The sequence below is a fragment of the Microbacterium sp. GbtcB4 genome (assembly GCF_019091465.1).
Taxonomy (GTDB): Bacteria; Actinomycetota; Actinomycetes; order Actinomycetales; family Microbacteriaceae; genus Microbacterium; species Microbacterium paraoxydans.
In genome coordinates this window covers 15,117-32,505 of the sequence record NZ_JAGXJJ010000006.1, presented here as the reverse complement: position 1 = coordinate 32,505, position 17,389 = coordinate 15,117, and the positions used below count along the sequence as shown (strand labels likewise).

Below are 17,389 nucleotides of genomic sequence, written 5' to 3'. Positions count from 1 at the left end.
AGCCACCCCCTTCCGTGCGCTCCGGCCCCCTGCGTGCGTCCGTAAGGGGCCGGGGCGCGCGGAAGGGGGTGGGTCGACAGGGGTCAGCGATCGGCGAGGACGAGGAGGTCGCCGACCTCGCAGTCGAGCGCCTCGCAGATGGCCCGCAGCGTGGAGTAGCGGATCGCGCGGGCGCGGTCGTTCTTCAGCACGGACAGGTTCACGATGCTGACGCCGACGGCGGCGCTCAGCTCCGTCAGCGTCATCCCGCGGGCGGCCAGCAGCTCGTCCAGACGGCAGTGGATGCCGGTGAACTCGTCGTCGCTCTCCGCCGGGCTCACACCAGCCCCTCCGTCTCGCGCTCCAGGGCGGCCCGCTCCTGCTCCACGCGCATGCCCTGACGGAACACCGCGGCGAGGGCGAGGAGGCCGAGTGCCGCGGCGAACGGCAGCGGCGTGACGGTGAGCCAGTAGGTGTGCGGATACCAGGTGCTGTCCGCCGGCAGGGCCTCCCGCAGTCCGGTGGTGGCGGCGATGCCGCTCAGGAGATCGGAGAGTACGCCCAGCACCGCGAACGCGATCGCACCCCCGACGAGGGCCCGGGTCACCGTGCGGGAGAACGCGCGGCCGCGGAGGGTGTGGAAGCAGATGAGTGCGAGGATCACCGCGGGGATCGTCGTGAGCGCGAGGGTGCTGAGCTGCGCGGCCGCGGCGAGGAGGCGCAGCCCGAGCGAGGCGTTGCCCACCGTGAAGTCCGACAGCTCCGTGCCGCTGCAGGTGAGCATGGTCGTCGTGCTGTCGCCGTACTCCGAGCACGGGAGGTTCGAGGGCCAGTCGAGGAAGACGATCGTCCGGCCGTGCAGCTCCGCCCAGTCCACCGCGAACGCCTTGATGATGAACGACACCGCCCCCAGCGCGGAGAGCGTGATCCACCATCCGGACAGCGTGAGCGCCGCGTCGAGGGCGACCGTGCGGCTGCCACGGCGGCGGCTGTTCCAGACGACGAGGGCGACGACGGCCGCACAGACCGCGAGCGCGATCCCGATGTTGAGCAGAGACGGCCAGACGGCCTCCGAACCGAACGAGATCATCAGACCAGTCCCTCCGTCTCCTTCTCCAGCACGACCTTCTCCTGTTGCAGCCGGATGCCGCGACGGAAGGCGACGGCGATGAGGCCGACGGTGACCCCGGTGGCGAAGATCGGCGCGATCGCCCAGAACTCGATCGGGTGCACGGGTTCCCCGTCGCCGAGGCCGAGCGCCGCGGTCACGCCGTTGCGTCCCATCGTCTCGAGCATCACGATCGCCATCGGCGCGAGCACCAGTGTCCAGCCGATCACGTCGAAGGCGCGCGCATTGCCCGCCACGAAGAACCGTCCGCGGAGGAAGTTCCAGGCGACGAGCGTGACCGCGCCGATGACGGCGACGGCGGCCAGAGCCCACAGCGCGATGGCAGCGACGATGGCGGCGATCGACACGCCGTTCACCCCCGTCGCGAAGACCATCGCCTCCTGCGCGATGCCCTCGATCGAGATCTGCCCGGAGTCGGTGGTCGCCGAGATCGGCTGCTCGTCGATGGGGAGCGACCACGCGATCCCGTCGTCGCGGAAGGTGCTGCCCACGCGGAGCACCGTCGCGATGCCGACGGTCACGAGGGCCGCCGCCGCATAGAGGATGACGGTGATCGCGTCGGCCCGCTCGGAGCGGGTGGTGGTGGCGGCGGCCATCAGACCAGCCCCTCCGTGTCGCGCTGCAGGCGGCGGCCGATCGTGAACACGCCCGCCACGAGGGCCAGTGCGAAGGCCCACCCGACCGGTGCGAGGTCGAACTGCACGAGCAGCGTCCACAGCACGTCCTCGACCGCGGGGTCGGTCGCGGCCAGATCCTTCACGATCTCGGCCCGGCCGATGCCACCGGCGAGCTGCCCGAACAGCGTGCCCGCCATCAGCAGGCAGGCGGCGACAGCGAACATCCACCCGAGGGAGGCGCGGAACGGCCGGGAGCGGATGAGGGACACGCCCAGCCACCAGACCACGGCGCACAGCGCGACCGTGGCGACCGCGGGGAGCGCCGTCTCCAGCAGCAGCAGCCAGCGAGCGCCGGTGGGCGGCGCGGTGAGGGTGACGAGGGCGGAGTCGACGGCGGCGCCCTCGATCCCCGCTACGCCGTCGAGGGCGGAGAGGTCGACGTCGTGCACCGGCATCGCGACCGTGGGCGAGGGAGAGAACAGCGCACCGGCGGCCTGGGCGACGGCGACGATGGCGCCGATCCCGACGCTGACGGCGCCGGTGGCGATGAGCCCGAGCGCGATGCCGTCGGCGAGCGAAGGGCGTCTTTCCGTGGCGAGCATGAGCTCCTCCTGAGAGTCGGGGTTTATCGACTTTCGTTAACATAACGACTGTCGATAAACCCGTCAAGGCCTCGCTATGCCCACGGCGAACACGGGCATACCCGCCATTTCTGGTCGTTACTCTCGATGTACAAGCGCTTCATGCGTCTTCGCCCCGTGCGAATAAGGAGTCAACATGTTCGAGAGATTCACGGACCGAGCCCGTCGAGTGGTCGTCCTCGCCCAAGAAGAGGCGAAGATGCTCAACCACAACTACATCGGCACCGAGCACATCCTGCTCGGCCTCATCCACGAGGGCGAGGGCGTCGCAGCCAAGGCGCTGGAGTCGCTCGGCATCTCCCTCGACGCCGTGCGCGAGCAGGTGCAGGACATCATCGGCCAGGGTCAGCAGCAGCCGACCGGCCACATCCCGTTCACGCCGCGCGCCAAGAAGGTGCTCGAGCTGAGCCTCCGCGAGGCCCTGCAGCTCGGTCACAACTACATCGGCACCGAGCACATCCTCCTCGGCCTCATCCGCGAGGGTGAGGGCGTGGCCGCTCAGGTGCTCGTCAAGCTGGGCGCCGACCTCAACAAGGTGCGCCAGCAGGTCATCCAGCTGCTCTCCGGCGCTCCGGGCCGCGAGCCCGCGTCCGTCGGCGCGCAGTCCAACGACACCCCTTCGGGTGCGCAGGGCGGCTCGCAGGTGCTCGACCAGTTCGGTCGCAACCTCACGCAGGCCGCGCGCGACAACAAGCTCGACCCGGTGATCGGGCGCGAGAAGGAGGCGGAGCGGGTCATGCAGATCCTCTCCCGCCGTTCCAAGAACAACCCCGTCCTCATCGGCGAGCCCGGCGTGGGCAAGACCGCCGTGGTCGAGGGCCTCGCCCAGGCGATCGTCAAGGGCGATGTGCCCGAGACGCTGAAGGACAAGCAGCTCTACTCGCTCGACCTCGGCTCGCTCATCGCCGGTTCCCGCTACCGCGGTGACTTCGAGGAGCGCCTGAAGAAGGTCACCAAGGAGATCCGCACGCGCGGCGACATCATCGTCTTCATCGACGAGATCCACACCCTCGTGGGTGCGGGTGCCGCCGAGGGCGCGATCGACGCCGCCAGCATCCTCAAGCCGCTGCTCGCCCGCGGTGAGCTCCAGACGATCGGTGCCACCACGCTCGACGAGTACCGCAAGCACTTCGAGAAGGACGCCGCGCTCGAGCGCCGCTTCCAGCCGGTGCAGGTGAACGAGCCGACGCTGCCGCACGCGATCAACATCCTCAAGGGTCTGCGCGACCGCTACGAGGCGCACCACAAGGTGCAGATCACCGACGGCGCGATCGTGGCCGCGGCGAACCTCGCCGACCGCTACGTCTCCGACCGCTTCCTTCCGGACAAGGCCATCGACCTGATCGACGAGGCCGGCGCACGTCTGCGTCTGTCGATCCTGTCCAGCCCGCCCGAGCTGCGCGAGTTCGACGAGAAGATCGCCGCCGTGCGCGAGCAGAAGGAGATCGCCTCCGAGGAGCAGGACTTCGAGAAGGCCGCCTCCCTGCGCGACGAGGAGAAGAGCCTCCTCGCCGAGCGTCTGCGTCTCGAGAAGCAGTGGCGTGCGGGCGACGTCGCGACCCAGGCGGTCGTCGACGAGGGCCTGATCGCCGAGGTGCTTGCCCAGGCGACCGGCATCCCCGTGTTCAAGCTGACGGAGGAGGAGTCCAGCCGACTCGTCTTCATGGAGAAGGCGCTGCACCAGCGCGTCATCGGTCAGGAGGAGGCCATCGCGGCGCTCTCCAAGACCATCCGTCGTCAGCGTGCCGGCCTCAAGGACCCGAAGCGTCCCTCGGGCTCGTTCATCTTCGCCGGCCCCACGGGCGTCGGAAAGACGGAGCTGGCCAAGGCGCTCGCGGAGTTCCTCTTCGATGACGAGGCCGCGCTCATCTCGCTCGACATGAGCGAGTTCGGCGAGAAGCACACCGTCTCGCGGCTGTTCGGTGCCCCTCCCGGGTTCGTCGGCTTCGAAGAGGGCGGCCAGCTCACCGAGAAGGTGCGGCGCAAGCCGTTCAGCGTGGTCCTCTTCGACGAGATCGAGAAGGCGCACCCGGACATCTTCAACTCGCTGCTGCAGATCCTCGAAGAGGGTCGCCTCACCGACGGTCAGGGTCGGATCGTGGACTTCAAGAACACGGTCATCATCATGACCACGAACCTCGGTGCGCGCGACATCGCCGGCGGCCCCGTCGGCTTCCAGATCGAGGGCAACAACGCCACGAGCTACGAGCGGATGAAGGGCAAGGTCAACGAGGAGCTCAAGCGGCACTTCAAGCCCGAGTTCCTCAACCGCGTCGACGACATCATCGTCTTCCCGCAGCTGAGCAAGGACGAGCTGGTGCAGATCGTGGACCTGTTCACGAAGCGCCTCGGCGAGCGTCTGCTCGACCGCGACATGACGATCGAGCTGTCGCAGTCCGCCAAGGAGCGCCTGATCGAGATCGGCTTCGACCCGGCCCTGGGTGCTCGTCCGCTGCGTCGCGCGATGCAGCACGAGATCGAGGACCGTCTGTCGGAGAAGATCCTGCACGGCGAGCTCGACTCGGGTGACCACGTGAAGGTCGACGCGAAGGACGGGGAGTTCCTGTTCGAGCACGGCCCGCGCGGCGAGAAGGTCGCGGTCGGCGTCAACACCGGCGGCGGCGCGATCTCCGGCACGCCCGACCTGGCGATCACCGGCAACGACTGATCCTCGACACGATCACCCGAAGGGGCGGATGCGACAGCATCCGCCCCTTCGTCGTCTCCGCTCCGCCGCCCTCGTGGGCACGACTTCGGAGATGAGAGACGACACGCGGGGCGAGGCTCCCTGGCGCCGGGGTGTCGGCCGGGATCTCCGAAGCTGTGCCGCGTCTGGGAGTCGTCGGGAGGGGCGGGTCCTAGGCTGGTCGGGTGAGCGCGTACATCGTCCGGCCGGCCCGCAGCGCCGACATCGTCAGCATCCGGAACCTGCTCCAGCCGATGGTGGAGCAGCGCATCCTGCTCGGCAAGGACCTCGCCGTGCTGTACGGCGCCGTGCAGGAGTTCGTCGTGGCCGAGGCCGACGGCGAGCTGATCGGCTGCGGCGCCCTGCACGTGATCTGGGAGGACCTCGGTGAGGTGCGCACACTGCTCGTCCGCGAGGACTGGCTGCACCACGGCGTCGGGCGGGCCATCGTCGAGCGGCTCGAGGAGAACGCGCGGTCGCTCGGGCTCACCCGCCTGTTCTGCCTCACGTTCGAGGTCGACTTCTTCGGGCGTCGCGGCTTCACCCCGATCGGGGAGCAGGTCGTCGATCCGGACGTGTACTCGCAGCTCCTGCGCAGCGGAGACGCCGGCGTCGAGGAGTTCCTCGACCTCGCGCACGTGAAGCCGAACACGCTCGGCAACACCCGCATGCTCAAGGTGCTCTGAGCCCCGGACCACCGCCTCGCGCCTCCCAGGCTTGCGGAGGGGATCGCTTAACCTGGAGGCATGCCCCGTCACTCCGCCGCCGTGTACCGTCGTCGGCGGCTGGCGGTGCTGCTCGGGCTGATCCTCGTCCTCGCGATCGTCGGCGCGTCCGTCTGGCTCCTCATCGCCCGGCCGTGGGCGTCCACGGGCGCGCAGGAGCCGGCACCCGCACCCACCTCCTCCGCCTCTCCCGGACCAACGCCGTCCGGTTCTGCCTCCCCGGCCCCCTCGCCGTCCGCCGACGCCACACCGGCTGTCGTCGCGTGCGAGGCGAAGGACGTCGAGGTGAAGGCCGTGACGGACGCGGAGTCGTACGCCGACGGCGCGACGCCGAAGCTCTCCATCTCGCTGACCAACAAGGGCACCAGGGACTGCACGATCGACGTGGGCTCCACGACCCAGGTCTTCACGGTCTCCAGCGGCTCGGACGTGTGGTGGCGTTCGACCGACTGCCAGGAGAACCCGAGCAGCATGATCGCCACGCTCACCGCCGGGTCCACCGTGGTGAGCAAGGAGCCGGTCATCTGGGATCGCACCCGATCCAGCGTCGAGACCTGCGCGCAGGAGAACCGGCAGCGCGCTCCCGGCGGTGGCTCCTCGTATCACGTGGGCGTGTCCATCGGCGGGTTCCCCAGCGCCACCACCACCCAGATCCTCCTGTTCTGAGAGCCGCGGCCGGTGCTTGTGCTGACAGGGGCCCGGTCTTTGGGATACCATAGAGGTGACTCTCCCGCTATGCGGCAACATGCCATCCCCAGTGGCGTCGAATCACAGCGTCCCCAGCGCTTCGACACCGCCGCTCGAGAGTCCGAGGGCCCTCTCGAGTACCCCAGTCCCCAATGGAGGACTCGAGAGGGCCCCAATCTTTCTCCGGCGCCGCCGCGCCGCCCCGATGCCTAAGCTGGAACCATGGCAGCGAAGAAGGCGAAGTCCGCGAAGAGCGCGAAGAAGAAGCCCGCCCCCGAGGACTTCCGGTCGGAGGCTCTGGCGCTCGCCCTCGAGAAGCAGGACGTCGCGGCCGTCGCCCTCGCGTTGCGCCACGGCACCACCGTCGTCCCGCTCATCAAGCCCGGAGCCCGCGACAACCCGCTCGACAGCGGAGAGGTGTGGACCTATCGGGACCCGAACTCGGGCGACCTCGCTCTGCTGCTCTTCAGCGACGCGAAGAACAAGCCCGCGAACCTGCCGCCCGGCGTCGGCATCTACGACGCCGCCTGGCTGCGCGCCTTCCTCTCCGCGCACCCGATCACGACCGTGTTCCTCGACATCGCGGGACCGCACCCGATGCAGGCCGACCCGGTGGAGCTGCTCAAGGCGCTCGACGCCTGAGCCGGACGCCCGTCCGGCTCAGAACGGCGGGATGTCGCGGTCGGGCCGACGGGTGTTGTTGCGTGCCCTGATGTCGCCCAGCGCCGCGCGCAGTGTCTTCGAGCGGTCGTCGACCACCTGCTCGTAGCCGAGCCGGGCGGCCTCGGACCGCCGCTGCGCGGCCTGCGTCACCGGCCGCACCTCGCCCGCGAGGCTGAGCTCGCCGACGGCGGCGACCGTGCGCGGAACCGAGATCATCTGGATGGACCCGGCGACGGCGATCGCGATGGCCAGATCGGCGGCGGGCTCCGTGAAGCGCACCCCGCCCACCGTGGACACGTAGACGTCGAGGCTGCCGGTGGGTACCCCCGCCCGGCGTTCGAGGATCGCCAGCACCATGGCCACCCGCGAGGAGTCGAGGCCGTGCACGATGCGCCGGGGGTTCGGGGCGTTGCTCGGCACGGTGAGCGCCTGCACCTCGACGGGGAGGGCGCGACGGCCCTCGAGGGAGATGGCCACACAGGTCCCGGGTTCGGAGGCGCCCTGCGACAGGAACAGGCCGGAGGGGTCGGGCACCTCGGCGATGCCGTCTCCGGTCATCTCGAAGCAGCCGACCTCGTCGGTGGGGCCGAAGCGGTTCTTCAGCGCGCGGATGAAGCGCAGCGAGGTCTGCCGGTCGCCCTCGAAGTGGCACACCACGTCGACGAGGTGCTCCAGCACCCGAGGCCCCGCCACCTGGCCGTCTTTCGTCACGTGCCCGACGATGACGATCGGCAGATCGCGCTCCTTCGCCACCCGGATCAGGGTCGCGGCGACCTCCCGCACCTGGCTGGGCTGACCGGCAGCGCCGTCGGTGAGGGACGACGACACGGTCTGCACGGAGTCGACGATGACGAGCTGCGGCTGCACCTCGTCGATGTGGCCGAGGATGGTGGCGAGGTCGGTCTCGCTCGCGAGGTAGAGCTCATCGTGCAGGGCGCCCGTCCGCTCCGCCCGCAGGCGCACCTGGGCCGGCGACTCCTCGGCGCTCGCGTAGAGCACCCGACGCCCGCTCCGCGCGGCCTGCGCGGCGACTTCGAGCAGCAGGGTCGACTTGCCCACGCCCGGTTCTCCGCTGAGGAGGATCGCGGCACCCGGCACGATGCCGCCGCCGAGCACCCGGTCGAACTCGCCGACGCCGCTCGTGCGTCGCGGCGCATCCTGCGTCGTGATCTGCGTGATCGGTCGCGCCGCGCGGTCGGCGGTCGGAGCGAGCGCGTTCACGCGACGGAGGATGCCGGTCTGCGCGGCCTGCTCCTGGACCGTGCCCCACTGCTGGCACTCCCCGCAGCGACCGACCCACTTCGCCGTCGTCCACCCGCACTCGGTGCAGACGTACGCGGGGGGAGCGGGTTTCCGGGTGGCCATGCCCTCAGGCTATCGGCGGCATCAGACATCCCTATCGACCAGGCGATTATTCACGGCCCGGTTCCCCCGACGGCCACCGGCCCCGGCCGATAATTGAGACATGTCCAACGGCGGGTCCGTCTGCGGGCCGATCTCCAGCTACTCCCGGGTGCGCATCCTGCACCTCCTCTTCGAGGCCGGGCACTCCGGTGCCTCCGGAGAACTCGCGATCGGCGATCTGTGCGAGGCCACCGGCCTCCACCCGAACACCGTGCGGGAGCACCTGCAGCGGCTCATCGAGGGCGGCTACGTCATCCCGACCGTTGAGCACCGCACCACCCGGGGGCGCCCGCGCACGCTGTACCGCGCGGCCACGGGGGCCCCGGACGCCTCCAGCCCGGTCGCACGGAACAAGGCCAAGGCCGCCGCCCGTCGCGGCGACCTCCTCCGCAGCGTCCTGCCCGGCACCGGGACCACCCTGGGGAAGGACGCCACCTACCAGCTCGACGCGCTCGTCGAGCACCTGGAGGAGAGCGGCTTCGAGCCGGTCGTGGACGACCGCGGTCTGACCGTCGATCTGAGTCCGTGCCCGCACGCGGCCGGCCGGCCGGAGGACCGCCCGATGCTGTGCCAGGTGCACCTCGGGCTGATGCAGGGCATCCTTGCAGAAGCGGGGGGTCCGCTCGAAGCCGAGTGCGTGCGCGAGGCCGCGCTGCCCTCCGAATGCACCGTGCAGCTGCGCGACACCGCCGCGCAGGCGTCGAACAGAACGGGAGTCGCTCATGGAATGGCTTGATCCGCTCGCCCTGGCCCGATGGCAGTTCGGCCTGACGACCGTCTACCACTACCTCTTCGTCCCGCTGACGATCGGCATGGCGCTCGTCGCCGCGATCTTCCAGACGGCGTGGGTGCGTACCGGCAAGGTGCAGTACCTGCACCTCACCCGCTTCTTCGGCAAGATCTTCCTCATCAACTTCGCGATGGGCGTCGTCACCGGCATCGTGCAGGAGTTCCAGTTCGGCATGAACTGGTCGGACTACTCCCGCTTCGTCGGCGACGTCTTCGGCGCCCCGCTCGCCTTCGAGGGCCTGCTGGCGTTCTTCTTCGAGGCGACCTTCATCGGCCTCTGGATCTTCGGCTGGGACAAGCTCCCGCAGAAGATCCACCTGGCCACCATCTGGTGCGTCTCGATCGGCAGCATCCTGTCGGCGTACTTCATCATCGCCGCCAACGCGTTCATGCAGAACCCGGTCGGCTACACCTACAACGAGGTGACCAACCGCGCCGAGCTCACCGACTTCTGGGCGCTGCTGACCAACCCCGTCGCCCTCGCCGCTTTCCCGCACACCATCTTCGGCGCGCTCATGTTCGCCGCCGGTGTCGTCATCTCGGTGTCCGCCTGGCACCTGGCGCGCGGGCAGCACTTCGACACGATGCGCATCTCGCTGAAGTTCGGCCTCTGGGCGATGATCTTCTCCACCGCGGGCGTCGTGCTCACCGGCGACCAGCTGGGCCTCGCGATGTACGCCGCGCAGCCGATGAAGATGGCCGCCGCCGAGGCGACGTTCAACACCGTCTGCGGCGCCGACGCCTCCTTCAGCATCTTCACGCTGGGCACGCCGGACGGCAGCTCGGAGCTGTTCTCGATCCGGGTGCCGTACCTGCTGTCGCTGCTGTCGACCCACACGCTCGACGCCTGTGTGCACGGCATCAACGACCTGAACGCCGAGTACGCCCAGACCTATGCGAGCACCGGTCTCACCGACTTCGCCCCCGTCCTGTGGATCACCTACTGGTCGTTCCGCTGGATGATCGGCCTCGGTATGGCCGCCGCCCTCGTCGCCGTCGCCGGCCTCTGGGTCACCCGCAAGAAGGCCACCAAGCCGGTCGCGCCGTGGATGTGGAAGGTCGCGATCTGGTCGTTCCCGCTCGCGCTCGCCGCCAACATCATGGGCTGGGTGTTCACCGAGATGGGTCGACAGCCCTGGATCGTGTTCGGTCTGATGTCCACCCGCGACGGCGTCTCGCCCGGCGTGAGCGGACTCGAGGTCCTGATCTCGCTGATCGCCTTCACCGCGATCTACGCCGCGCTGGCCGTGGTCGAGGTCCGGCTGATCGTCAAGGCCGCCCAGAAGGGGCCCGACACCGACGAACAGCCCCATGAGGAGACGGCTCAGTTGCCGTCGGTCGTGTACTGAGAGGAACGAGCATCATGGATCTCGCAACGATCTGGTTCTGGGTGGTCGCCTTCCTGTTCGTCGGCTACTTCGTCCTCGACGGGTTCGACTTCGGTGTGGGCATGTCGCTGCCGTTCCTCGGCAAAAACGACGTGTCCCGCCGGCAGGTCATCAACACGATCGGCCCCGTGTGGGACCTCAACGAGACGTGGGTCATCGTGGCCGGGGCCTCGCTGTTCGCCTCGTTCCCCGAGTGGTACGCCACGCTGTTCAGCGGGTTCTACCTGCCGCTGCTGCTCATCCTGCTCGCGCTCATCCTCCGCGGCGTCTCTTTCGAGTACCGCCATCAGCGGGAGAGTCGCAAGTGGAAGCAGGGCTTCGACCGGATGATCGTGATCGGGTCGGTCGTCCCGGCACTGCTCTGGGGCGTCGCCTTCGGGAACATCGTGCAGGGGGTGGCGATCGATGAGAACCACATCTACGTCGGCGGCTTCTTCTCGCTGCTCAACCCGTATGCGCTGCTGGTCGGCGTGACGACCCTGCTGCTCTTCTTCCTGCACGGCGTGCTGTTCGTCGCGCTGAAGACGGACGGCCAGGTACACGAGGACGCGCAGAAGCTCGCGAAGAAGGCCGCCATCCCGACGATCCTCGTCGCCGCCGCGACGGTGATCTGGACGGTCGCGATCGCGATGGGCCGCGAGGCTCCGCTGCTCTGGCTGGTCATCGGAGCCGGAGCGCTCGCGGCGGTCAGCCTGATCGCGGCGGTCGGCTTCTCGCTGGTCCGCCGCGAGGGGTGGGCGTTCTTCTCCGGCATGCTCACGGTCATGTTCGCCGTCGTCATGCTGTTCTCCGCCCTGTTCCCGTTCGTCATGCCGTCGACCATCGATCCGGCGTACAGTCTCACGATCGCCAACGCGTCCAGCACTCCGTATACGCTGCAGATCATGAGCTGGACCGCGCTGATCGCCCTCCCGCTGGTCATCGCGTACCAGACCTGGACCTACTGGGTGTTCCGCAAGCGCGTCACCCGCCGGTCGATCGAGGGGGCTCCGGCGCACGCGTGAAACCCGTCGATCCGAGGCTGCTCCGATACGCGGCCGCCGCCCGGGGGTTCCTCCTGGCGTCGGCCGCGATCGGCGTCTGCCAGACCGCGGTGACGATCGCCTTCGCGTGGCTCCTCACCGAGGCGGTCGTGGGGGCCATCGCGGGGCGCGACGTCACCGTGACCCTGCTCTGGCTGCTCGGGACCGCCCTCCTGCGAGGTCTGCTCATCGCCGCCTCCGATGCCGCGGGCACGCAGGCCGCCGCCCGCACCGGGATGCAGCTGCGCGCGGCGCTCGTCGCGGCCGTCGGACGCCTCGGCCCGGGGTGGCTCGCCCAGCGCAACCAGACGCAGATCGCCGTCACCGCCGGTCACGGCCTGGAAGCCCTGGACGCGTACTTCGCGCGGTACATCCCGCAGCTCGTGCTCACCGTCATCGCGACGCCGGTGCTCGTCGCGGTCATGTGGTGGCAGGACTGGCCGAGCGGGCTCACCGCCGTCATCACCCTGCCGCTCATCCCGCTCTTCCTCATCCTCATCGGGATCGCGACCCGCACGGTGCAGAAGAAGCAGTGGCAGACGCTGCAGCACCTCGCCGCCCGCTTCGCCGACACGGTGCAGGGGCTGTCGACGCTGCGGCTGTTCGGCCGGGACCGTCGGGCGGCCGACCGCATCGAGGTGACCGCCGACGAGTACCGTCGCGAGACCATGAAGGTGCTGCGGTTCTCGTTCCTGTCGGGGTTCGCGATGGAGCTGCTGTCGTCGCTCGCGGTCGCGCTCATCGCGGTCGCGGTCGGGTTCCGGCTGCTGTCGGGCGACCTGAGCCTGGAGGTCGGTCTCTTCGTGCTGCTGCTCGCCCCCGAGGCGTTCCTCCCCATCCGTCAGGTGGGCGTGCAGTTCCACGCGGCGGCCGAGGGCGTCGCGGCCACGGAAGACGTGTTCGACGTGCTGGATGCGGCGCGCGACCGGGACCGGGGCGGCATGCGCCCGCACGACCCCGGCACGGATGCACGACCGAACCCCGTGGACTCGTCCGGCAGCCGGGCCGACGTCGTGCAGGCGGGACGGGAACTCGTGGTCGAGGGGCTGCGCGTGCGGGATCTGCTGCCGGTGTCCTTCGTCGCGGAGCCGGGGTCGGTGACCCTGATCGAGGGGCCGAGCGGCTCCGGGAAGTCGAGTCTGCTCGCCGCCCTCCGCGGGGCAGTGGAGTCCACGGGCTCCGCGACCTGGGGCGGACGGGACGTCGCCGAACTCGCGCCGTCCGACTGGCTCGCCTGGGCCGGGCAGACGCCGGGGCTGATGCGGGGCACGGTCGCGGAGAACGTCGCCCTCGGCGGTGGGTCTCCCGACCTCGCCCGTGTGCGCCGGGCGCTCGACGCCGCGTGCGCCGAGGGCGTCGAGGCCGACCGCGTCCTGGGCGTGCAGGGCGCAGGGCTGTCGGGAGGACAGGCGCAGCGCGTCGCGGTGGCCAGGGCGCTGTACCGCCACGACGCAATGCCGGAGCGGCTGCTCGCGCTCGATGAGCCCTCCAGCGCCCTCGACGCCGACACTGAGGAGCGGCTGTGGCGGTCGCTGCGCGCGCGAGCGGATGCCGGCGCGACCATCCTCCTCGTCTCGCACCGCCGCTCGGCCAGGGACATCGCCGACCGGATCGTTGCGCTGGGGGTGAGCGCATGAGCGAGACGACCCGCAGCGACCGGGTCCGGGCGGTGCTCCGGCTCGCGCAGCCGCCGTTCCGACGCTTCCTCCCCGGACTGATCTGGGGTGTGCTGTCGGCGACCGCCGCGGTGAGCCTCCTCGCGGTGAGCGGCTGGCTGATCGTGAGCGCGTCGATCGTCGACTCCCTCGTGCCGCTGTCCATCGCGGTCGTCGGGGTGCGGTTCTTCGCCGTGACCAGGGCCGTCACGCGGTACCTCGAGCGGCTGAGCGGTCACGACGCTGCGCTCCGGCAGCTCGCCACGACCCGGTCCGACATGGTGCGCCGCCTCATCCCGCTCTCGCCGGCGGGGCTCGGCGCGACGGACCGGGGCCAGGTGCTCGCGGCCCTCGTCGACGACGTGGAGAACCTGCAGAACCTCCCGCTCCGGGTCGTGCAGCCGCTCGCGGTCTCGGGCGTCGTCGCCCTCGGAGCGGTGGGTTTCCTCGCCTTCGTCTCGCCGCCCGCCGCGCTGGCCCTCGCCGTCTGCCTCCTCGTCGCCGCGCTCGCCGCCGTCGGGCTGGGCTGGATCTTCGGCTCCCGTGCGGAGGCCGCGGTGTCGGCGCGTCGGGCCGAGGTGTCCGCGGCCCTCGTCGACTACTTCGGCAGCCTCGACGTGCTGCTCGCGTTCGGAGCGGAGGCGCAGGCCCGAGAGCGGATCCGCGTCGCGGATGCCGCCCTGCGTCGGGTCGTCGGTCGGGCGTCGTTGGCGCAGGCCGTCGCCGCCGGCGTCGTCTCGCTGATGGCCGGCGCCGCCTCGGTGTGGGCGCTGGCGGTGGCAGCCCCAGGCCTCGCCACCGGGGCCATCGACGCCCCGTGGCTCGCGGTGGCGGTGCTCGTGCCGATGGTCGTGTTCGAGGTGTTCGGCGCCGTGCCCATCGCGGCGGCCTCGTGGCGGAGCGTCCGCGCGAGCGCGGAGCGCATCGTGGACGTGCTGCCCGAACGGATGCCGCCGGAGCTGCGGACCGACGCGGGGGAGGATGTCGAGGTCGACGGCGTCCCCGCGCTCACGCTGCGGGGAGCCACGGCGCACTGGCCCGGAGGAGCGCCGGCGCTGACCGGCGTCGACCTCGACCTCGCGCCCGGCGAGCGGGTGCTCGTCTCCGGGGCGAGCGGGGCGGGCAAGAGCTCGCTGGCGGCCGCGCTCGTGGGCTTCCTCCGTGTGGACGGCGAGTACCGGGTCGGCGATCTCGAGGCGGCGTCGCTGTCCGGGCCGTCCCTGCGCCGCGTCGTCGGTCTGTGCGAGCAGCGGCCGCAGCTCTTCGACGAGGACGTGCGGCAGAACCTCCTCTTCGCCAGGGACACGGCCACCGACGAGGAGCTCCTCGCCGTGCTCGACCGCGTGGGACTCGCGGCGTGGGTGCGCGAGCGCGGGGGGCTCGATGCGCGGGTGGGTGACCGCGGTGCGCTGGTGTCCGGCGGTCAGGCGCAGCGGATCGCCCTGGCTCGCGCGCTGCTCCGCGGCTTCCCGGTGCTCGTGCTGGACGAGCCGACGGCGGGCGTCGACCCCGAGGCCTCGGACGCTCTGCTGCGCGACCTGCTGCAGGCGACGGGGGAGCAGTCGGTGCTGCTCATCTCGCACGTGGCGCCGCCCGCGGGGACGGTCGACCGGGTCGTGCGGATCGAGGGCGGCCGGACGGTCTGAGCCTCAGCCGACGAGGTTCATGTCGGCGGGCGGCTCCATCACGATGCCCTGCGCCTCGAACGCGCGACGGCGCTCCTCGATCCGGCGGTGCATCTCGACCTGCGCCTCGTCCACCAGACGCGGGTCGAGGTCGACCGTCGGCGGATGCGGGTCGCCGTGGTGCGCGGCGATGTACGCGTCGAGCTCGGGGCCGCTGGTCCAGGAGGTGATGAGCGCGTACCGGGGACCTGTCCCGCGATGCCACACGGCATGCCAGAAGCGCTGCGTGTCGACGATGATCCGGGAGCCGGCGCGCAGCGGCAGCCGCACCTCCGTGGCCGGGTCGAACCGGTCGGAGCGGAGGATGAGCATCGAGTCGGTGTCGTCGGTGAGGTTGTAGTACCCGCGGACCACCCAGCCCGTGCCCGGCTCATTGAGGCGGTTGTTGTCGTCCTGGTGCAGATTGTAGATCGCGTCAGCGTAGTCGTTGGGCTGGAGCTCGATGACCCGGCAGCGGCCGACGCCGGCGCCCGGGGCCAGGGCACGGCGCTGCAGGGTCGGAGCGACCGCGACCTGCGCCGGGATCCAGACGCCGTCCTTGTCGGTGCGCGGGGGTGTGTGGTTCCAGAAGCCGTTGCAGTCGATGTCGCCGGCGTAGCTCGTCAGGGGTGCGAAGCGGGTGATGCCGGAGGAGCGCCAGCCGACGTACTCGAGGTCCTGCCACTCGGACGGGTCCACCGGGGTGGTCTCGTCGTCGAGGACCACGTACCCGGTCTCGGCGAGCGCCGCAGACGTGATGAATCCCATGCTGCTTGCATCCTTCCCGTCGTTCTGCCCCCGGAGGCGGCGGGTTCTTAGGCAATCCTAATCCCGACCTCCCTCGCCGACCCACCCACTTGCGTGTGTCCCACCCCCTTCCGCCCGCGCGCAGAGGGGTGGCTCGGCCGGAAGGGGGTGGGTCGGCGAGGGATATCCTGAGGCCATGACGCAGCCCCAGGGTGCCCTTCTCGTGGGCAGTGTGAACTTCGACGACGCCGAGACCACGATGCGCACCGCTGCGGAGCTGCTCGGCGACCGGTTGCGTCGCATCCCGGACGGCGAGGTGGGCAAACGGTTCCACTGGATCATGTTCCAGCCCGACGTCATCGGCCAGGCGGACGGCATCGAGCGGATCGGCGACGAGCCCATCCCGTTCCCCGCCGGCATCGACGCCCGGGGCCTGCGGATCGCCGAGGGCGTGGACCCGGCGACGATCGCACTGCCTCCGCTGGGGTACGCCTCCGCGGCGATCGAGTCGTACGGGCTCTTCGCCCGGCTGCGTGAGGAGGGGGCGGTGCCGGCGGGCACCCGGTTCCAGGTGTCGCTGCCCACCCCGCTCGCCGTCATCTCCTCGTTCTTCCACGGCGACGACCGGGCCGCGATCGAACCCGTGTACACCGCCGCGATGCTCCGCGAGCTCGACGAGATCCTCGCCGCGATCCCGCACGACGACCTCGCCGTGCAGTGGGACGTCGCGAGCGAGATGGGCATCATCGAGGGTGCCTCCGGGTACGGGGCCGTCATGGAGGCGTGGTGGCCCGGCGACCCGTTCGACGGCCTCGTCTCGCGTCTGGCCGCCCTCGTCGACGCGGTCCCGGACGACGTCGAGGTGGGCGTGCACCTCTGCTACGGCGACGCGGGGGAGAAGCACTTCTTCGAGCCGACCGACGCCGGCTCCCTCGTCCGCTACGCCAACGCCGTCATCGCCGCGGCCCACCGTCCGCTCACCTGGCTGCACCTTCCCGTGCCGATCGGCCACGATGACGAGGCCTACTTCGCCCCGCTCGCCGCGCTCACCCCGGTCGAGGAGCTCTACCTCGGCCTCGTGCACCGGGAGGACGGCGCGGAGGGTGCCCGTCGCCGGATCGCCGCCGCCGTCCCGTTCGCGCCGGAGTTCGGCGTCGCCACGGAGTGCGGCATCGGGCGCGCCCCCGCCGGGTCCACGGAGGGCATCCTCCGCGCCCACGCCGAGGTCGCCGCCGCCTGGTGACCGGCCGATTCGCGCGCTCGGCCCCGGTGTCGTAAACTGATCCGCGGTGACGTGTCCGAGCGGCCGAAGGTGCAACTCTCGAAAAGTTGTGTAGGGTAACCCCCTACCGTGGGTTCAAATCCCACCGTCACCGCCACCACGAAGGCCCCGACTCCCCTGAAACACGGAGATGCGGGGCCTTCGTCATGTCTGGGACGGCGGTTGCAGTAACCCAGCGGTAACGCGTTCACAGGTTCTGTGGTCAGAGCGGGATTGTGCTGAGACGAGCGGTGCTTGTCTGAGGTGCTCGCGCACTCCCGGTCACAGGCGCTCTCGTGATCGCTGGCTTCTCGACCGGGACGCGACCCCGG

General features: G+C 70.4%; 16 protein-coding genes and 1 tRNA gene. 11 read left to right on the top strand and 6 right to left on the bottom strand.

Annotated features, from left to right (window positions below; genetic code table 11):
* Positions 1 to 83: 83 nt before the first annotated feature.
* From KVS71_RS11060 to KVS71_RS11045, 4 genes are read right to left on the bottom strand one after another with little or no spacing between them, the layout of a single operon-like run.
* Positions 84 to 320, bottom strand: a complete 237-nt coding sequence (locus KVS71_RS11060) for a helix-turn-helix transcriptional regulator (RefSeq protein WP_060922489.1) — start codon at positions 318 to 320, stop codon at positions 84 to 86.
* The gene (locus KVS71_RS11055; RefSeq protein ID WP_144882040.1) at positions 317 to 1,069 is read right to left on the bottom strand and encodes a hypothetical protein; all 753 of its coding nucleotides are present in this window, start codon (positions 1,067 to 1,069) and stop codon (positions 317 to 319) included. The genes KVS71_RS11060 and KVS71_RS11055 overlap by 4 nt, the downstream gene beginning before the upstream one ends.
* A complete protein-coding gene (locus KVS71_RS11050) occupies positions 1,069 to 1,704 on the bottom strand; it encodes a hypothetical protein (protein ID WP_217584547.1) in 636 nt (211 codons plus the stop codon). Before KVS71_RS11050 ends, KVS71_RS11055 begins: the two co-directional genes overlap by 1 nt.
* Positions 1,704 to 2,327 (bottom strand): hypothetical protein, encoded by a 624-nt coding sequence (locus tag KVS71_RS11045; protein WP_217584546.1) that lies wholly within the window; start codon positions 2,325 to 2,327, stop codon positions 1,704 to 1,706. Before KVS71_RS11045 ends, KVS71_RS11050 begins: the two co-directional genes overlap by 1 nt.
* Before the next feature lie 175 nt (positions 2,328 to 2,502).
* On the opposite strand from KVS71_RS11045, the gene KVS71_RS11040 reads away from it, so the two are divergent.
* From KVS71_RS11040 to KVS71_RS11025, 4 genes are all read left to right on the top strand, one after another.
* Positions 2,503 to 5,034, top strand: a complete 2,532-nt coding sequence (locus KVS71_RS11040; RefSeq protein ID WP_025105479.1) for an ATP-dependent Clp protease ATP-binding subunit — start codon at positions 2,503 to 2,505, stop codon at positions 5,032 to 5,034.
* A gap of 203 nt (positions 5,035 to 5,237) precedes the next feature.
* Positions 5,238 to 5,738 carry an amino-acid N-acetyltransferase gene (locus KVS71_RS11035; RefSeq protein WP_217584545.1) on the top strand — a complete coding sequence of 167 codons (501 nt, stop codon included), beginning with the start codon at positions 5,238 to 5,240 and terminating at the stop codon, positions 5,736 to 5,738.
* A 60-nt stretch (positions 5,739 to 5,798) separates the two neighbouring features.
* Positions 5,799 to 6,443 (top strand): hypothetical protein, encoded by a 645-nt coding sequence (locus KVS71_RS11030; RefSeq protein ID WP_217584544.1) that lies wholly within the window; start codon positions 5,799 to 5,801, stop codon positions 6,441 to 6,443.
* A 243-nt stretch (positions 6,444 to 6,686) separates the two neighbouring features.
* Positions 6,687 to 7,106: a dehydrogenase gene (locus KVS71_RS11025; RefSeq protein ID WP_217584543.1), complete on the top strand. Its 420-nt coding sequence runs from the start codon at positions 6,687 to 6,689 to the stop codon at positions 7,104 to 7,106.
* Positions 7,107 to 7,124: 18 nt separating this feature from the next.
* Here the strand turns inward: KVS71_RS11025 and radA are convergent, their stop codons facing one another.
* Entirely contained in the window at positions 7,125 to 8,492 is a 1,368-nt protein-coding gene (gene radA / locus KVS71_RS11020; RefSeq protein WP_060922496.1) for a DNA repair protein RadA, read from the bottom strand.
* Positions 8,493 to 8,592: 100 nt separating this feature from the next.
* Here radA and KVS71_RS11015 point away from each other — a divergent pair, with 100 nt between their 5' ends.
* Genes KVS71_RS11015 through cydC form a run of 5 tightly spaced genes read left to right on the top strand, consistent with a single transcriptional unit; the run spans position 8,593 to position 15,031 of the window.
* Positions 8,593 to 9,267, top strand: a complete 675-nt coding sequence (locus tag KVS71_RS11015; RefSeq protein WP_060922497.1) for a metalloregulator ArsR/SmtB family transcription factor — start codon at positions 8,593 to 8,595, stop codon at positions 9,265 to 9,267.
* On the top strand, positions 9,254 to 10,669 hold the full coding sequence (locus tag KVS71_RS11010) for a cytochrome ubiquinol oxidase subunit I (protein WP_060922498.1): 1,416 nt from the start codon (positions 9,254 to 9,256) through the stop codon (positions 10,667 to 10,669). The genes KVS71_RS11015 and KVS71_RS11010 overlap by 14 nt, the downstream gene beginning before the upstream one ends.
* Before the next feature lie 14 nt (positions 10,670 to 10,683).
* Positions 10,684 to 11,712 (top strand): cytochrome d ubiquinol oxidase subunit II, encoded by a 1,029-nt coding sequence (gene cydB / locus KVS71_RS11005; protein WP_060922499.1) that lies wholly within the window; start codon positions 10,684 to 10,686, stop codon positions 11,710 to 11,712.
* Positions 11,709 to 13,367, top strand: coding sequence for a thiol reductant ABC exporter subunit CydD (gene cydD / locus KVS71_RS11000; protein WP_217584542.1), 1,659 nt, complete (start codon positions 11,709 to 11,711; stop codon positions 13,365 to 13,367). Before cydB ends, cydD begins: the two co-directional genes overlap by 4 nt.
* A complete protein-coding gene (gene cydC / locus KVS71_RS10995) occupies positions 13,364 to 15,031 on the top strand; it encodes a thiol reductant ABC exporter subunit CydC (protein WP_217584541.1) in 1,668 nt (555 codons plus the stop codon). Before cydD ends, cydC begins: the two co-directional genes overlap by 4 nt.
* A gap of 3 nt (positions 15,032 to 15,034) precedes the next feature.
* Here cydC and KVS71_RS10990 read toward each other — a convergent pair whose 3' ends face one another.
* Positions 15,035 to 15,817 (bottom strand): hypothetical protein, encoded by a 783-nt coding sequence (locus KVS71_RS10990; RefSeq protein ID WP_217584540.1) that lies wholly within the window; start codon positions 15,815 to 15,817, stop codon positions 15,035 to 15,037.
* A 175-nt stretch (positions 15,818 to 15,992) separates the two neighbouring features.
* On the opposite strand from KVS71_RS10990, the gene KVS71_RS10985 reads away from it, so the two are divergent.
* Both KVS71_RS10985 and KVS71_RS10980 read left to right on the top strand, forming a co-directional pair.
* Positions 15,993 to 17,039: a hypothetical protein gene (locus tag KVS71_RS10985; protein ID WP_060923424.1), complete on the top strand. Its 1,047-nt coding sequence runs from the start codon at positions 15,993 to 15,995 to the stop codon at positions 17,037 to 17,039.
* 45 nt (positions 17,040 to 17,084) lie between these two features.
* Positions 17,085 to 17,175, top strand: a tRNA-Ser gene (locus KVS71_RS10980).
* The last annotated feature ends 214 nt before the right edge of the window (positions 17,176 to 17,389 follow it).